Source organism: Anaerospora sp. (assembly GCF_032013335.1).
In the GTDB taxonomy this organism is placed as follows: domain Bacteria; phylum Bacillota; class Negativicutes; order Sporomusales; family DSM-15969; genus Anaerospora.
Genome location: NZ_DALZUO010000009.1, coordinates 72,289 through 88,782 on the forward strand (window position 1 = coordinate 72,289; position 16,494 = coordinate 88,782).

At 44.1% G+C, this 16,494-nt stretch carries 16 protein-coding genes; 1 reads left to right on the forward strand and 15 read right to left on the reverse strand.

Annotated elements, in window-relative coordinates; translation table 11 throughout:
* Positions 1-7: 7 nt before the first annotated feature.
* Positions 8-1,945, reverse strand: coding sequence for a methionine--tRNA ligase (gene metG / locus RTR76_RS09580; protein WP_312519783.1), 1,938 nt, complete (start codon positions 1,943-1,945; stop codon positions 8-10).
* A gap of 261 nt (positions 1,946-2,206) precedes the next feature.
* Here metG and RTR76_RS09585 point away from each other — a divergent pair, with 261 nt between their 5' ends.
* Positions 2,207-2,455, forward strand: coding sequence for an AbrB/MazE/SpoVT family DNA-binding domain-containing protein (locus tag RTR76_RS09585; RefSeq protein ID WP_312519786.1), 249 nt, complete (start codon positions 2,207-2,209; stop codon positions 2,453-2,455).
* Between the two features lie 34 nt (positions 2,456-2,489).
* On the opposite strand, the gene rsmI is transcribed toward RTR76_RS09585, so the two are convergent.
* From rsmI to RTR76_RS09655, 14 genes are all read right to left on the reverse strand, one after another.
* On the reverse strand, positions 2,490-3,344 hold the full coding sequence (gene rsmI, locus RTR76_RS09590) for a 16S rRNA (cytidine(1402)-2'-O)-methyltransferase (RefSeq protein ID WP_312519789.1): 855 nt from the start codon (positions 3,342-3,344) through the stop codon (positions 2,490-2,492).
* Complete coding sequence (locus tag RTR76_RS09595; protein WP_312519792.1) at positions 3,341-4,090, reverse strand: tRNA1(Val) (adenine(37)-N6)-methyltransferase; 750 nt, start codon at positions 4,088-4,090, stop codon at positions 3,341-3,343. Before RTR76_RS09595 ends, rsmI begins: the two co-directional genes overlap by 4 nt.
* Positions 4,091-4,093: 3 nt before the next feature.
* The gene (locus RTR76_RS09600; RefSeq protein WP_312519974.1) at positions 4,094-4,909 is read right to left on the reverse strand and encodes a stage 0 sporulation family protein; all 816 of its coding nucleotides are present in this window, start codon (positions 4,907-4,909) and stop codon (positions 4,094-4,096) included.
* A 2-nt stretch (positions 4,910-4,911) separates the two neighbouring features.
* Positions 4,912-5,898, reverse strand: a complete 987-nt coding sequence (holB, locus tag RTR76_RS09605; protein ID WP_312519795.1) for a DNA polymerase III subunit delta' — start codon at positions 5,896-5,898, stop codon at positions 4,912-4,914.
* 33 nt (positions 5,899-5,931) lie between these two features.
* Complete coding sequence (locus RTR76_RS09610) at positions 5,932-6,378, reverse strand: YaaR family protein (RefSeq protein ID WP_312519798.1); 447 nt, start codon at positions 6,376-6,378, stop codon at positions 5,932-5,934.
* 159 nt (positions 6,379-6,537) lie between these two features.
* Positions 6,538-8,010, reverse strand: coding sequence for a sodium:solute symporter family protein (locus tag RTR76_RS09615; RefSeq protein ID WP_312519801.1), 1,473 nt, complete (start codon positions 8,008-8,010; stop codon positions 6,538-6,540).
* A 29-nt stretch (positions 8,011-8,039) separates the two neighbouring features.
* The gene (locus RTR76_RS09620; protein WP_312519804.1) at positions 8,040-8,243 is read right to left on the reverse strand and encodes a DUF3311 domain-containing protein; all 204 of its coding nucleotides are present in this window, start codon (positions 8,241-8,243) and stop codon (positions 8,040-8,042) included.
* Between the two features lie 13 nt (positions 8,244-8,256).
* Positions 8,257-9,426, reverse strand: coding sequence for an amidohydrolase (locus tag RTR76_RS09625; RefSeq protein ID WP_312519808.1), 1,170 nt, complete (start codon positions 9,424-9,426; stop codon positions 8,257-8,259).
* 198 nt (positions 9,427-9,624) lie between these two features.
* Positions 9,625-10,299, reverse strand: a complete 675-nt coding sequence (locus RTR76_RS09630; RefSeq protein ID WP_312519811.1) for a thymidylate kinase — start codon at positions 10,297-10,299, stop codon at positions 9,625-9,627.
* A 17-nt stretch (positions 10,300-10,316) separates the two neighbouring features.
* Positions 10,317-11,141: an RMD1 family protein gene (locus RTR76_RS09635; protein ID WP_312519814.1), complete on the reverse strand. Its 825-nt coding sequence runs from the start codon at positions 11,139-11,141 to the stop codon at positions 10,317-10,319.
* Between the two features lie 50 nt (positions 11,142-11,191).
* Positions 11,192-12,625, reverse strand: a complete 1,434-nt coding sequence (locus tag RTR76_RS09640) for an aminotransferase class I/II-fold pyridoxal phosphate-dependent enzyme (RefSeq protein ID WP_396144708.1) — start codon at positions 12,623-12,625, stop codon at positions 11,192-11,194.
* 183 nt (positions 12,626-12,808) lie between these two features.
* The gene (locus RTR76_RS09645) at positions 12,809-13,747 is read right to left on the reverse strand and encodes a hydroxymethylglutaryl-CoA lyase (RefSeq protein WP_312519823.1); all 939 of its coding nucleotides are present in this window, start codon (positions 13,745-13,747) and stop codon (positions 12,809-12,811) included.
* 14 nt (positions 13,748-13,761) lie between these two features.
* Positions 13,762-15,186 carry an aldehyde dehydrogenase family protein gene (locus RTR76_RS09650; RefSeq protein ID WP_312519826.1) on the reverse strand — a complete coding sequence of 475 codons (1,425 nt, stop codon included), beginning with the start codon at positions 15,184-15,186 and terminating at the stop codon, positions 13,762-13,764.
* A 320-nt stretch (positions 15,187-15,506) separates the two neighbouring features.
* A complete protein-coding gene (locus RTR76_RS09655) occupies positions 15,507-16,409 on the reverse strand; it encodes a LysR family transcriptional regulator (RefSeq protein ID WP_312519828.1) in 903 nt (300 codons plus the stop codon).
* Positions 16,410-16,494: the final 85 nt, after the last annotated feature.

Sequence of the window (16,494 nt, forward strand, 5' to 3'; positions counted from 1 at the left end):
GTCGAGTTTATTTTACCCGGCTGCCAGCTGGCATATCGGGAGCATCAACTAAAATCAGCTTGTCCTCACTTGAGGCTGACAACAACATGCCACGTGATTCAATACCGCGTATCTTGGCAGGTTTTAAATTAGCCACCATTACAACATTGCGGCCAACTAACTCTTCAGGCTGATAATGTTTCGCAATACCGGATACGACCGTACGGACCTCACTTCCCAGATCAACAGTAAACTGCAGCAGTTTGTCAGCACCTTTTACTTTTTCGCAGGTCAGTACTTTAGCAACCCGTAAATCCATTTTACCAAACTCATCGATTGTAATTTCCTCAGTACTCCCTTCAGCTTTAGCTGCAGGATTTTGCTGTGCTTTTACAGCGGGAGAAACGGCAGGCTGCTCCTGAGGTTCTGGCTTATCTTCAATACGGGGGAAAATAGGCTCAGGCTTTGCAACCTTTGTCCCTGCAGGCAGCAGGCCCCAGCTTTGGGCATCGTGCAGCCGTACATCAGCAAAAGCCGTTTCAATACCTAATTGCGCCCAAATTTTTGGAGCGGTAGTAGGCATAAAGGGCGAAACAAGAATGGTAACAATTCGCAGTACTTCTGCCAGATTATACATGACAGTATCCAGCCGGGCCCGTTTCGCCGGATCTTTTGCCAGTGCCCACGGCGCAGTTTCGTCAATGTATTTATTGCTGCGGCTGACAAGCGCCCAAATTTCTTTTAGTGCAGCATTTATTTCCATGTTCTCCATATATTTTTCATAATTAGCTGCTGTATTATGAGCCAATTGAGCCAATTCGGCATCTAATGCCTCTTTTTCGCCTGCAGCCTGAATTATGCCGCCGTTAAAGCGGCCAATCATGCTTAAGGTACGATGAAGCAAATTACCCAAATCATTCGCTAAGTCCGCATTAATGCGGTTGATTAAAGCATCGCGGGAGAAATTTCCATCATGGCCCAGCGTAATTTCCTTCAACAGAAAATACCGGATAGCATCTGCACCAAATTCGTCAATCAGCGCTACCGGATCAATAACATTCCCTTTGGACTTGGACATTTTATCGCCTTCAACTACCAGCCATCCATGACCATAAACCATTTTAGGCAATTCTGCGCCAAGCGCCATCAGAATGATTGGCCAGATAATAGAGTGGAAACGGACAATTTCTTTACCTACTAAATGAATATCAGCAGGCCAGAATTTAGCAAATTTATCACGGTCATGTAAGTAACCGGCTGCAGTAATATAATTAGTCAAAGCGTCAAACCAGACATACACAACATGTTTTGTATCAAAAGGAACAGGAATACCCCAATCAAAGGTTGTTCTGGATACACAAAGATCCTCCAAGCCGCCTTTAATAAAATTAATCATTTCATTGCGACGTGAAGTAGGCTGAATAAAGTCAGGATTTTGTTCAATATATTGCAACAGGCGGTCCTGATATTTAGACAGCTTAAAGAAATAGCTTTCTTCTTTGAGCAATTCTACCGGACGGCCGCAATCAGGACAATTACCATTTTCAAGCTTTGCCTCGAGCCAGAAAGTCTCACAAGGAGTGCAGTACCAACCTTCATAAGCAGCTTTATAGATATCACCTTGATCAAAAATCTTTTGGAAGATACTTTGTACGACTTCACGATGGCGTGTTTCTGTTGTACGGATAAAATCATCATGAGAAATATTCAGTTTTTCCCAGAGGTTTTTAAAACCGTCAACAATTTTGTCGACATATTGGATAGGAGTTACCCCGTTTTCTTTGGCCTTGCGCTCAATTTTCTGACCATGTTCATCAGAGCCTGTCAAAAAGAGGACTTCATAATCAGCCAGCCGCTTGTACCGGGCAATAGAATCGGCAACTGTCGTACAATAAGCGTGACCGATGTGCAACCGATCACTGGGATAGTAAATCGGGGTGGTAATATAGAATGTTTTTTTATCCATAGTAAGAGTTCCTCCTTTATTTCGACAAGGGGTTCCTAACCCCTTGTAAGTAACTTATATTGGCAAACCAAAAATCTTCTTCGTTTCGACATTTTTCACATGTGTTCGACACAAACAAGTATATTTATCTGTAATATGTCTACTATTTTGAAAAAATACACCTTATTTGGAAAAAATTAGGTTGACAACCTTTGTAAGATTTGGTACTATTTAGTTAGACAAGTTTTGTCGAATATTGTAATTTGAGAGGGGTTTACAACTATGAAATCTACAGGAATCGTTCGTAAAGTTGATGAACTGGGCCGCGTAGTAATACCTATCGAACTGCGTCGCACTCTAGATATCGAAGAAAAAGATGCTCTTGAAATTTATGTTGATAGTGACCGGATCGTCCTTCGCAAGTATGAGCCAGCTTGTGTATTCTGCGGTAATGCAGACGGAGTAACTAACTTTAAGAATAAAAACGTGTGTAAAGAATGCCTGTCTTCAATGGTAGGTAAAGCAATCTAAGATTGCCGCTAACAGAGGTTATTGCCTCTGTTTTTTATTTGTCTGCTTCCAGCACCGCCTGATACACATCCCGTCTTGATAAACCACGTTCCGATGCCACTTTGCGAAGGGCATCTTTTTTTGTTATTCCCTTTGCAACAAGCAGCTGGACAGCTTCGACCAAAGGCATTTCAGTTTCAATTAAAGACTCTGGTGTGTTCAGCTGTTCCCCTGCCCCTTGTATTACTAGAGTAAATTCACCTCTTGGCTCCACCGTGGAAAAATGAACTTGGAGACCGGAAAGCGTAGAGCGAATAAATTCCTCAAATTTTTTGGTGAGCTCGCGACCGGCGACCGCAGGACGGTTACCAAAAGCAGCCGACATTTCTTTGAGCGTTTCCTTAATACGATGAGGCGACTCATAAAATAACATTGTATACGGTTGATTGACTAACTGCTCCAACAAATCACGGCGTTTCTTTTTTGTTTTTGGTAAAAAACCGACAAAAGTAAAATTAGTTGTGTCCAATCCTGACGCTACCAATGCGGATAATGCAGCATTAGCACCAGGAATAGGAACAACGGCCACACCGGCTTCTATTGCCAGCTGCACCAAATGCGTCCCCGGATCGGAAATACCCGGCATGCCGGCATCACTGACTAGTGCAATTGTTTGTCCTTCAAGCAGTCGACTGACCAGCTCCGGTCCCCGTTCCAGTTTATTATGCTCATGATAAGAAACGGATGACGTATGTATTTCAAAATGATTGAGCAGCTTGCGAGTGTGACGGGTATCTTCAGCTGCAATTAAATCAGCCTCCTTTAATACCCGGATAGCCCTGAACGTAATATCTTCCAGATTTCCAATCGGTGTCGCACATAAGTAGAGTATTCCTTGTGGGGCATTCATAATGGCGTTTCCCCCTGATACCATGCTAAAATTTCAGGACAGTAATTGCCCTTGCTATCATAAACAATCAGTGGCGGTAGTACCTCTAAGCCGGACTTAGCACCTCTCACCCCTTCAACCAACACCATGTTAGGCTTTTTATTAATTGATGAATGAACGAGTCTAAGCCGTTTGGGTTCAATATCAGAACGACGCAGAGCTTCTAAGATTTCGGGAATTCGTTCCGGCAAGTGGACCATAGCGAAACGCCCCCGGTATTTAATTAGATAACGGGCAGCAGCCACTACCTCATCTAATGTCGCAGTTACTTCATGCCGGGCCATAGCAACTTTATCATTTGGATTTAAAAAGCCTTTTCCCATAGAACGATAGGGAGGGTTCGACACAACTAAATCAAAAACGCCGGCCGGTAATTGTCCCCTCAGATTACGCAAATCAGCATTCTGAATGGAAATACGGCCAGCCAATTGATTCATTTTCACGCTTCGTGCAGCCAGTTCGGCCATAACCGGGCTAATTTCCACACCGGTCACCTGCGTGGCGCCCCTCACAGCAAGCAGCAATGCAATGACACCTGTGCCTGTTCCCAAATCGACAGCAACCGTATGCGTCCGCACAGTCGCAAAATGAGCTAACAAAATCGCATCAAGAGAAAACCGGAATTGGTCATCTCGCTGGATAATTTTTAAATCGTTGATGATGAGATCATCAAGGCGATCACCTGGTTCAAGCACCACATCTGTCATGTCTTACTTTTCCACCACTTCATCCCATGATATATCAATATTCTTGCCTTCAGCCAACTGAATTTTCGCCGTTTTATTACGATGATTAACAGTTAATACGCGGCCTTCACCCTCTATGGTTATTACTTCACGGCCAATTGCTGGAGCAATCGATATTTTTTTCACAGGTTCAGGCAGATTACTATATGAATCATTTTCATATTTAAGGCAGCACATCAAACGCCCGCAAATACCGGAAATCTTCGTTGGATTAAGGGATAAGTGCTGATCTTTTGCCATTCGTATAGACACGGGCTCAAAGTCGCCCAAAAATGTCGCACAACATAGCGGCCGCCCGCAGCAGCCAATGCCATTCATCATTTTGGCTTCATCACGAACCCCGATCTGGCGCAATTCAATACGTGTACGGAAAACAGCCGCCAGGTCTTTCACTAAGTCGCGGAAATCAATACGTCCCTCTGCAGTAAAATAAAAAATGATCTTGTTTACATCAAAGGTATATTCTACATCCACTAAATTCATTGGCAGAGAGTGAAGGGTAATTTTTTGTTCACAAACACGGAAAGCTTCTTTTTCTTTTTCTTTATTATCATTTACTTTGTCCTGGTCCTGCTGCGTTGCTTTACGCAGCACCGGTTTTAGAGGGGAAACCAGCTCTTCTTCTGCAACTTGTCTTGGTCCAATAACAACTTCGCCGAATTCAAGTCCACGCGCTGTTTCAACAATCGCAAAGTCGCTTTTATTAATCTCTAACTCACCGGGATCAAAGTAATATATTTTGCCAGCACGTTTAAACCGAATACCTACAACGGTATGCATCACTATTCTCCTCCCTCCTTTACCAAGTCGGCTAATTCAATCAACAATGCTTCCCAGGTCAGGCGCATATTGCCATTGGCAGCAATAGCTCGCTCAGCTGAATAAATACGCTTTACAGCTGCAACCAATGCTTGATCATGCCAGCTTACCACCAATTCCTGCAGTTGATTTATTTTATCGATGTTAAAAACTAATTCGGTATTACCAGTAGTCCTCAAAATAGTTAAATCACGAAAAACACCGGATAGAAACCCCAATAAATGTCCTAGTTCGGCATTTTCCCGTTTATCCAATGCACCAATAGCACTAAAAAACCAGACTCCTGTTTGTTCGGTAATCGTTGATGCCAGGCGTAGTGCCTCATCCCGCAATTTTAGTCCTTCTGGTGACAACAATCCCAGTGCTTTCCCTAAGCGCCCGCCGCTTAATCGCGCAGCAACAGCAGCCGTTTCCTGGGAAAAGCCCCTGAGCTTAAGTGCTGCTATCATTTGTTCGGGAACCAGAGGCAAAAACTTCATCACCAGACAGCGTGACAAAATGGTATTTAGCACGGAATGAGTAGAAGTCACCGTTAGGACAAAATAGAAATTCTCCGGTGGCTCTTCCAGCATTTTAAGCAAACTGTTGGCCGCCTCTTTTGTCATTTTACCGGCATCTTCTATAATACAGACTCTCGCTCCTCCTGAAGAAGAACGCATAGCGACCTCATGCTGTATCGACCGTATTTGATCAATCTTAATGCTTGACCCGTCAGGAGTGATCACTAGCAAATTAGCATGATTTTGCTGAGCTAGTGCCAGGCATGACGAACAACGGCCGCAAGGACTTGTCCCGCCGCAAAGCAAACTGGCAGCTAATTCCCTGGCAACAAGGAACTTACCAATTCCCGCTGGACCAACAAATAACAGCGCATGAGGCAACCGTCCACTTGCCAGCATTTTTTGCAGCATTTTTATATTCGGATCATGACCAATAATTGTCTCCCACATAGTATCCTCAATACAAATTGGTTTCCAGGCTTGCTACATATATAGATCGACTAACATCCCTCGTATTGCATCAAGCTTATTCATTATTTTCAGTTGCCGCTCCTGTCCGATACGTACATCTTCGGTTAACCCGGCAAGCGTATCATCGATTTGCTTGATAGTAGAAAACATTTTCTTTCGCCCTTGGCGATCCCAGCCGGCATTCGTTTGCAGAGTGTACATGCGGCCTACTGCCTCACCGAGAAATTCCCGAACTAATTCGCGGTAACTCTTCAGTTCAACAAAGGTTGGTGCAGTCGATAGTCTTTTCCCCTGTTCGGTTATGGCATCTAGAAGCTCAGTAAGCCGTTCCTTAATCTGACTATCCTGGGATTTTGCCAGATTAAGAGCAAAAGGATCACCGCTTTTTTCCGTCTTGGCGCTGGTATCACGCTCGACAGGCAGAGGGGGATTCGATGTGCCCATCTTATTAATCTTCACTGCCGACCTCCTGCTGGATGTTAGTCCATTATAATATTACAGATTACTATTCATTATAATTCCTTTACAAAAAATAAGCAAATAGATGACACTGATAAAGCCTCAACTGCCCTGCATATCCAAAGGGGTTCACGTAAACGGACAGGTGAGGCTTATCAATTATTTGTTTATCACTACATTGCTGTTCGCTCCTGCATTTGTACTATATGTAACCAGACTAACGGTAACAAAAACAGTAAGATTGGCAGCCAGCGCTACGAACCCGGCATTTAAGTTCAATCCGGCAAAAGGCAGTGGATCAAGTTTGCCTAATATAAGCGCAAATACTAAAAACTCACCCACAATAAGTCCGGCATAAGCGCCTAAGCGGGTGGCCTTCCGCCAGAACAATCCTACTGCTACCATGGGAAAGAACTGTGTTACGCCCGAATATCCGGTTAAAAGCAGATTTACCAACATATTGGGAAGGAAAATGGCGAGTGCCAATGCAAGGGCGGTTAACACCAGTACTACAAGACGGGCAATACGCCCCACCCTCTCAGGGGCGGAATTCCGGCCTATCGTGCGGCCATAAATATTGCGTGAAAATAGCATTGAAGTAGAAAGCAGCAGGTCTGCGGCCGGGATCATGCAGGCTAGCGCTCCTGCACCACCTACCAGACCAAGTGCCCATCCGGGAAACAAATGCTGTACTATAGCCATGAAAGCCATATCCGGAGTCTTTAAAGCTGGCACAAGTACTAATAATGCTGTAAAACCAATAAACATTGGGAAAATAAGACAAAATTGATACAAAGGCAGATATACAGCGTTATGACGCAATACGTCTGGATTTTTTGCACTAAAGCTGTTAGCGGCAAAGTGAGGCCACATATAAAAACCTAGACTTGTTACCACTAGTGTGGACATCGCCCAGCTCACATCCAAATTCTTCGTGCCGCCCGGTAATGCAAGAAAACCTGGTTTCGCTGTTTCCAGCGCCTCAAACATACCTCCCAGACTACCGAAATAATGAATAGGCAGGTAGAGTCCAAAGAAAATCACGGCTACCATCATAACCACATCTTTAATTACTGCGGTAGATGCGACTCCTTTTAAGCCGCTTAAATATACAAAAGCCGCCACCATCGTAAAAGCAATCAGCATAGCCGGAATACGGGTAATTTGTCCGTACGAACAAGTCTCAATAATCAACCCCAGTCCGGTTAACTGCAGTTGCAGATAGGGCAGCAAAAATGCCACCCCGATACATGCTGTTAAAATTCCTAATGTACGGCTGCCATACATATGCTCTACCAGGTCGGACTGGGTCATCAGATTATATTTCCGGCCAATAGAAGACATAACAGGCAAAATATAATAGCCTACCAAATAAGCTAATGCACCATAGCCCAAAATATAAAAAGTAGGACCTCCACGGGCGTAAGCCCAGCCGCTGGCGCCTAAAAAAGCAAAAGCCGTATAAATCTCTCCGGCCATAACAAACCAATTCAGCCAACGGCCAAAATTCCGGCCACCTACCGCCCATTCTTCCAAATTCATTTTCCGCTTCATTCCCGGCAAGATTCCCACAATAGTAACGCCTATAACAAAAATAAAAATAACTGCTAACGACATACTTTCATTAGACATTATGATTATCCCCTTTCGACTGCCCCAGTCTAAGCGTCACGTTCTTCGTTCTTCTTTGAGTCAAGCGAATAGAGAGCTTTAATACACAAAAATGCAATAATAATACCGGCCACCAGCCAAAATGCAAGAAACGGCAGGCCTAAAACCAAAGGCTTAACCCTGTTGGCAAAAGGCAGCAAGCCGATTGTCCAGATAAAAGGAATAAGTGTCAGCAGTATCCTTACAGCATACATGTCATCCGCTCCCCTATTTTAATAATTTAACAACCGTTTGGGCCATAACTTCCATGCCGATTTTCAAACCGTCTTCATCCATATCAAACTTCGGATGATGATGAGGATAAACCAGTCCTTTATCCTCATTACCGATACCAACAAAGATAAACGAACCCGGTGCCTGCTGCTGATAAAAGGAAAAATCTTCGCCTACCATCGCTGGCTGCAGTTCAATAACCCCAGCTTTGCCGAGTATTTCCTTACCAGCCGCTGCTACCAGTGTAGAAACATGAGGGTTATTAATGACCGGCGGATAACCATATACTGCCTCAAAATTAAATGAAGCCCCATGAGCAATACAAATGCCGTTACAAATTTGCTCGATCCGGGCAAACACTTTTTCCCGTACTTCCTGGGAAAAGCTGCGTACCGTCCCCTGCAACAACGCCGTGTCGGGAATAATGTTAAATACACTGCCTGCTTTAAAGACGCCTAGCGACAAAACTGCCAGCTCATTTGTTTTAATATCATTACCGGTTATTGCTTTTAAAGCGACAACAATTTGAGCGCCTACGCTTATAGGATCAATCGTCTGATGAGGCATCGAACCATGTCCGCCTTTTCCCTGAATAGTAATACTAAATTCATCAGGTGAAGCCATCATAGGTCCATAAGTAATGCCAATTGTCCCCACATTCAGAGGCTGCCACAAATGAGCACCAATTACAGCAGCAACTCCTTCCATTGCTCCGTCAGCAATCATGGCCTCCGCACCACCGGGAAATTTTTCCTCGCTGGGTTGAAACAAGAAGCGTACTTTACCATTGATCCCTGCCGATAATCCTGTAAACATTTTAACCAAACCAAGCAGCATGGCTGTATGACCATCATGCCCGCAGGCATGACATAACCCATTTTTTTGCGAACGATAGGGCTGATCAACCTCATCCTGCACGGGTAAGGCATCTATGTCGGCCCTAATAGCAACGGTCTTTCCCGGCCGCGCTCCCTGGACTTCAACGATAACACCGGTACCGGCAGCAGCACGTGGCTGCAAGCCCATTGCTTTGAGCTCGGCAACAATTTTCTTCTGTGTCTCGAACTCTTCTCCACCCAATTCAGGATGCATGCGAAAATATCGGCGAAGACCAATAACATATTGATGGTGCTCAGCCGCTAATTGATGAATCTGCTGTTCCATAAGTCCCTCCTGAGATTTGTCATGATTTGAATTTCCCTCTTTTTTTACTTCTCCTGCCATCACCAATTCCCTCCCTGTTTTACATTTTTATTTCCGTACGGTGGACATTAGTACTTAATAAGAAAATAGAGAAACTGAATCTCAGGCACAATCCTCGATAAGATAAAAATAAAACAAGGGGAAGCCCCCTTGTTTTGATTACAAAATCGTCTTTACAGAATGATAAATAGCCTGATGGATTTGGTCAACACTTTTTAAACCATCAGAACCAACACAATCAATAGATTGCCAGCCGTAACGCGCAGCAAGCAGACGATAGCTATGATAACAGCGCGCAAGATAATCCATATCCCGTTCATGGATATCTGGTTCGTCTCCAGCCTTCACCGACCGTTCTGCAAGCAGCCTGCTGCTTAAATCAGGCGGCACATCCAGAAACAGCACCTGATTAGGGACAGGTAGTCCGAATTTCACAAATTCCAAATCCCACAGCCAGTCTAAAAAGCTGTCCTTCGCACTTTCATCGGCAATTTTTACTGCCTGATGAACCATGTTGGAGGTAGTATACCGGTCTGCCAATATAATTCCGCCCTGCCTATACCACTCTCCCCAGGAGGTTTTATAGGACGCAAAGCGGTCAACCGCAAAAAAAGCAGATGCCGCATAGGCATTTACTGCATCGGGCTGTGTACCGAACTCTCCACCCAGATACATTTTAATTAAAGCAGACGAGGGACTGGCATAATCAGGGAACTCTACCTTCTTTACAGGATAACCTTCTGCAGTCAGCCGTTCATAAAGCCTCGCCGTCTGCGTTGCTTTTCCACAGCCGTCACCGGCTTCAATAATGATTAATTTTCCTTCTCCCGCCATTGTCCTGCTCCCTTTCTCTACTTCATTACAAACATTTCATATAGCGATAACACAATCTCAATAGCAATTAAAATAATAACAGCCCACTCCAGACGATTACCGCGCTTAGCATGAGCAAGCGTTGAAAACACTTGCGTAATATCTAGAAGGGTATCAGATTTCTGGCGAATCTTTCCGTATCTGTCTTCCAGCTCAAAAATAGAACTCAGTTCCGTAAACATGTACTCGGCATCTTCATTGACCCAGGTTATATCGGGCTTATCAAGCAGCATGATATACGAGAGTGTATTTAATTTAAAGCCCAGAACCCTGGCCGAGAGCTTCGCTAATTGAGAATCGGAAGTCGTTAATTGACCCTGATTTAGGTACGAAACAACATCCTCTATTTCATCAAGCAGTAAATCAATGGCCTTCTCTGTTTTTTCCAGTGCAACTGATTTGGCTAATACTGTTGAAACGATCTCCATATGATGATCGTTTAGCTTAGCTACAACCATGAAGTCATTATTAAGCGCCGGACTCTCTTGTGCATTGATTTCAATCTTATAATCATCTGAGTAATCACGGAGATTAGCCGTTGTAACGTTCTTCTCAAGCCGCTTCAAATACTCCAGAATATCCATACTGTCATGATGCTCGCAATTGATAAAAACAAGACTGCCAAAATGAAAAATATAAACAACTTTCTTTTCCGGTTCCTTTATAATACCTTTTAATTCATTTTCGGTAAGTCTCAAGGAATCTTCCCAGCGAAACTTGCGATAGATGCCAAAATGCTGAGCAATATTACCTAAATTAAGTTCATTACATACAACAACAGCTTTAAAATCAACTGAATTCATTGGTACCACCTTACTCCTAATCGTCAAAAAAACACTATTCCATTCCGGTCTTATTCAACAACTTTTATCGTAGTCAGCGTATAATCTTCCGGACCGGATATGTGCAGCGAGGCCGCCTGCAAACGACGACAATATTCAATGTTCTCTTCCGAGATCCGCTCTCCGGGACACAAAATCGGTATGCCAGGAGGATAGAAGGTTACGATCTCGGCACAAATCTTACCACTTGCCTGTTCAAAGGCGACTTGCTTTGTCCTGCCAAACAAGGCCTCGCGCGGCGATATCACCTGTTCGGGCTGCGCCGGATAGCCATGTGTTGCATAGATGTCTTCTACTTCCGGAATATAGCCATCTTTCATATGATTACTAGCCATATCGCTAAGTGCCTTCACCAAGTTTTGTACATCTTGTTCATTATCACCCAAAGTAATAAGAAAAAGCAAGTTATACATATCAGAGAGTTCAGCCTGTATTTTATACTGAAAACGCAGAATGCGTTCAGCATCAGAACCTTTCATTCCCAGTCCCTTAACCGTTACCGTGATTTTAGTAGGATCAAGGCTATATATACCGGGATTTCCAATTCTGTCTTCGCCAAATGAATACAGTCCGGGAATTTTATTAATCTCGTCCCGTGTCCACCGGGCTAGTTCAATAGACTTTGCTACCAATCGACCACCTTCTGTAGCCATTTGCATCCGGGCCACATCCAGCGAGGCCAGCAGAATATAATTCGGACTTGTCGACTGCACCAGCTGCAGCATCGCCTTCAAGCGTGGAACATTAATACGGCCTTCCCGGCAATGAACCATCGAGCATTGGGTCATCGCACCAATTATTTTATGCGTGCTTTGAGCCACTATATCCGCCCCTGCATCCAATGCCTGAATAGGCAGGCAGTCATTAAATTTCAAATGAGGTCCGTGTGCCTCATCAACAATTACGCACATATTATTCCGGTGAACAATATCAACTATTTTTTTCAAATCAGTAGCTACACCGTAATAGGTTGGATTTATGATTAATACACCTTTAGCATCGGGATGACGACGTACTGTTTCTTCTACCGTTTCCGGTGTTACTCCCATTGCCAATCCCAAATCCATGTCAATTTCGGGCTGCATAAAAACAGGTACTGCTCCACCCAAAATAATGCCACCAATGATGGACCTATGGGCATTGCGAGGTACAATTATTTTATCTCCAGGACCGGCAATAGCAAGAATCATCGCATATATGCCGCCGGTTGTTCCATTAACAACAAAAAAGCTATGGTCTGCTCCATATAGTTCAGCTGCAAGGTCCTGGGCGTCCTTTATGCAGCCATGCGGTTCATGTAAGTCATCCAGTTCAGACATAAGTGCTAAATCGAGAGCAAGCGCTTGTCTATCCAGAATACTTCCCAGACTCGGATGGATGCCTTTCCCTTGCTTATGCCCAGGTGTATGGAAAGGAATAACATCGTCTTTCACATAAGTCTGCATTGCCGTCAGTAATGGCGTATCGCTTTGTTTAAACACAGCAGGGCCTCCTCAGAAAATCAAATAACTGAGCTTATTATTACCACTAAAAGTATGTACTACTATAGTAACACAAATAGCCTTGGGAATTAAAGCAAGAGATCTCCTGCAATCCTTGCCGGAGATCTCTTACTACTTCTACTTACGTTATTTATCGTTATATTTCACTAAATCCTCACATCTGCCTGCTTTTAGAACAAAGCTTTCTGTTTGATGCCCTACCATTTCCTGTGCCATACGGGCAGTAGACATAGCTGCTGCCAAATCAATCCCGGTAGCAATCCCCATTTCATGCAGCATATGAATGACATCTTCGGTCGCCACATTTCCGGAAGCTCCCGGTGCAAAAGGGCATCCGCCCAGTCCCGCAAAAGCACCGTCGAATGTTGTGATTCCCGCCTGAATACCAGCAACGATATTTGCCAAAGCCATGCCGCGGGTATTGTGAAAATGCATTACCCACCGGACTGATGGAAAGTTGTTAATCATATGGCTGCCAAGTTCATATGCCTGTTTGGGATTAGCCATGCCGGTAGTATCTGAGAGTGAAAGTTCGGTTATCCCTAGCTGTAAAAAATTATGGACTATTTTTTCCACCTGCTCTACTTTCACTCTGCCCTCGAAGGGACAGCCAAAAGCAGTGGATATCGCTCCGGATACAGTCATGTTATTCTGTCCGGCATACTCTACGCAGTTGGTAAATCCCTCCATAATCTCTGTCGGTGTCTTGTTTAAATTGCTGCGGCAATGAGCTTCACTAGCCGACACCGTTAATTTAACTTTAGTGATATCAGCCTGATGTGCACGCTCCACCCCTTTAAGATTTGCAACCAGAGCACGGTACTCTACGCCTGAAAGCTTACGCATTTGCCGGCATAATTGATCGGTCTCTGCCATTGCCGGTACCGCTTTAGGATGAACAAAGGCACCAATTTCAATAACTTTTATCCCTGAAGCCACCAATGCGTTAAGCAAACGCAGCTTTTCTTCAACACTGAATAATCGTTTTTCATTCTGCAAACCATCTCGCAAGCCAACTTCACAGATCCTGATTCGCTGCGGCCAGTCCGGATAGGTTTTATTCATTCTCATCACTGCCTCTAGGCCTCAAGCGCCGGATCATAAAACTCGCCGAATAACTCAGCATCACTTGGTTTATCTTCCGGAATGGGGCTGGAAACCCAGGTAGTATTAAGATAATGCTTTAAATGAACATTTTCAGAGACAATGTTGCCGCCCCACGTACCGCAGCCAAGACTGGAAGTCATGGGCATACCATTGGTAAAAGATCCTGCATTGGCCTTGGACTGCGGCTGGCGCACCATAATACGGCTAACTGGAGCCATTAATGCCAGTTTATGAATATGCTCCTCATTAAAGGAATAAATGCCTACAGAATGTCCTTTGCCGCCGACCTCATATATTGCTTTTACTGCTTTCAAGGCATTGTCAAAATCACCGGTATATTTATGAATTGCCAACAGTGTTGTCAGCTTTTCTCCGGAGAACAAGTGCTGTTTACCAATACCGTCACCAATCACAATAATAAACTTACGGTCTGCAGGTATGCTAAATCCGGCAATTTCGGCCAGTTTTTGCGGTTTGATGGCTACCGTATCGGATAACCGGTGACCTTCTTCATCCCACATAACGTTGCGCAATTTCGCTTTTTCTTCCTCACTGGTCAGGTAGCCGCCTTCCTTTACCAGTTGAATAATAAATTGATCATAGATTTTATCAGATAAAATAATATTTCCATCTGCAGAACAGCCGGAACCATAATCGGATGTCTTACTCAGCATAGTATTGCGGGCTGCTTCTTCAATATTAGCTGTTTCGTCTATCACCATAGTTGCATTTCCGGCTCCCACTCCATAAGCCGGTGTGCCGGAGCTGTATGCCGATCGGACCATGTCCTTGCCGCCGGTAGCAATAACCAAATCAGCAGCTGACATGAGAGCACTAGCCATCGGTATGCTGGCAGTAGCCAGACACTGAAAAATATCAGCAGGAGCTCCTTCTTTTTCCAGGGCCTCCCTCATAATGCGTACCGTTTCCATTGTAGTATTTTTAGCACGTGGATGAGCAGAGAAAATTGCTACATCGCGGGCCTTTATAGCATAAACACCGATGCCTGCCGGCGTCAGATCAGGATTGGTTGTGGGGACGATACCGGCTATAATGCCAACTGGCTTGGCATATTTGACGATACCTTTTTCCGGTATTTCCTCAATAATACCTACGCTCTTTTGTCTAAGGGCATCTCTAAGGACGCCGCGAATCTTTAACCTTTTACCCATGCGGCTTACCGGGTCACCCAGGCCGCTTTCCGCAATACCCATATCGACCAGTCTCTGAAAAGTTTGCTTATTGGCAACAGCCCAGGCTACCGCCTGGCATAAACGATCAACTCGTTTCTGATCGTAAGTCTCAATAATTGCCAATGCGGCTTTTGCTTTCTCAATTGCAGTAGCAAGTTCCGCCTTTTGCTCTTCTGTAATTACTCTTACCTTTGTTTCAGCCATTTGTTTTCCCCTCCAAATTATCTCATCTATTGGTTCCTCTGATCCAGTCTAAGCAGCCAGCAAAGCTGATGGTCCCTTTGTCTGAATTTTATGCCATTAACCTATTTATCGCAAATCCTCTTCTGCATACCAGCAATCGCTTTTATCAATAGTTCCGGAGCTGTAGCTTAATCTTTTCCTGGAAAAAGCCCGGGTACGTACTTTTGTGTCAGGACAAAAGTGCAATCCATAATTCCTGGTTTTCCGGTCTTTCGTATTTAACAAAAAAGCTTTCTAAAATCGCCTCTCGGCAATTTCAGAAAGCTTCAATGGTGTTATTCTCACTTCGCTTCAAGCTTAAGAGCCTGAACCCAGTCGATCACAAACTGATTAAAGGTTACCACAGCGGGTGAAAGCGCATAATGCTTGGCAATAGCCAATACAATATTCTTTTGAACTGGCTGCTTTAATTTAACAACAGCAATATCAAGCTTTTGTCCGCTTATTTTTTCATTCGGAAAAAAGCCAATTCCCATACCAGCACTAATGAGTGCCAAGCAAGTGGGAGAATGATTGCTCTGACAAACAATTTGCGGTTTAAAGCCGGCTTTTGCACAAGCTTCCATACAAGTGTAATGCATACGGTCAGAGGCCGGATGAAATATAAATCTTTCTTCTGCCGCCTCAGCCAGTTCAATATATTCCCTGTCAGCCAACCGATGACTTGGCCCAACTGCCAGTACATAATCATCATAGGCAAGATGATGAAAGGAAATATCTTCATCACTTTCCTGGGCAGCTACAGCAGCAAAAGCGATATCCAGTTCACGGGCTCGTATTTTCTCCAATAAGCTGTACGTACCATCCTGCACGATTTCGAAATTCAGCCCTGGATGTTCCGTATGAAATCGAGCGAGCATATTTGCATAGTCAATTTTTCCCAAAGATGCAATTACGCCAATTCGCAGCGTTCCCTTAAGAAGTTTTCTGTATGCTAGAACACTTTGCCTGGCAACTTCGAGATTCGCCAATACGGCTTTGGCATGATTAATAAATTCTTCTCCCGCCTCAGTTGGAAAAACGATACGAGAGTTACGGTCAAACAATTTAATGCCCAGTTCATCTTCCAGTTTGGCAATCTGGTGAGACAAAGTTGACTGGGTTACACAAACTTCGTCAGCTGCTCTGGTAAAGTTGCGCTGTTTAGCCACTTCAACTACATACTGTAACTGATGTATTTCCACAATTGGCCTCCTACACTAACGGAGTAGTTTTCTTAAGTATCTCAACCCCAAATACTGCTGTCAATAGCTCCAACAGCCTCTTTAC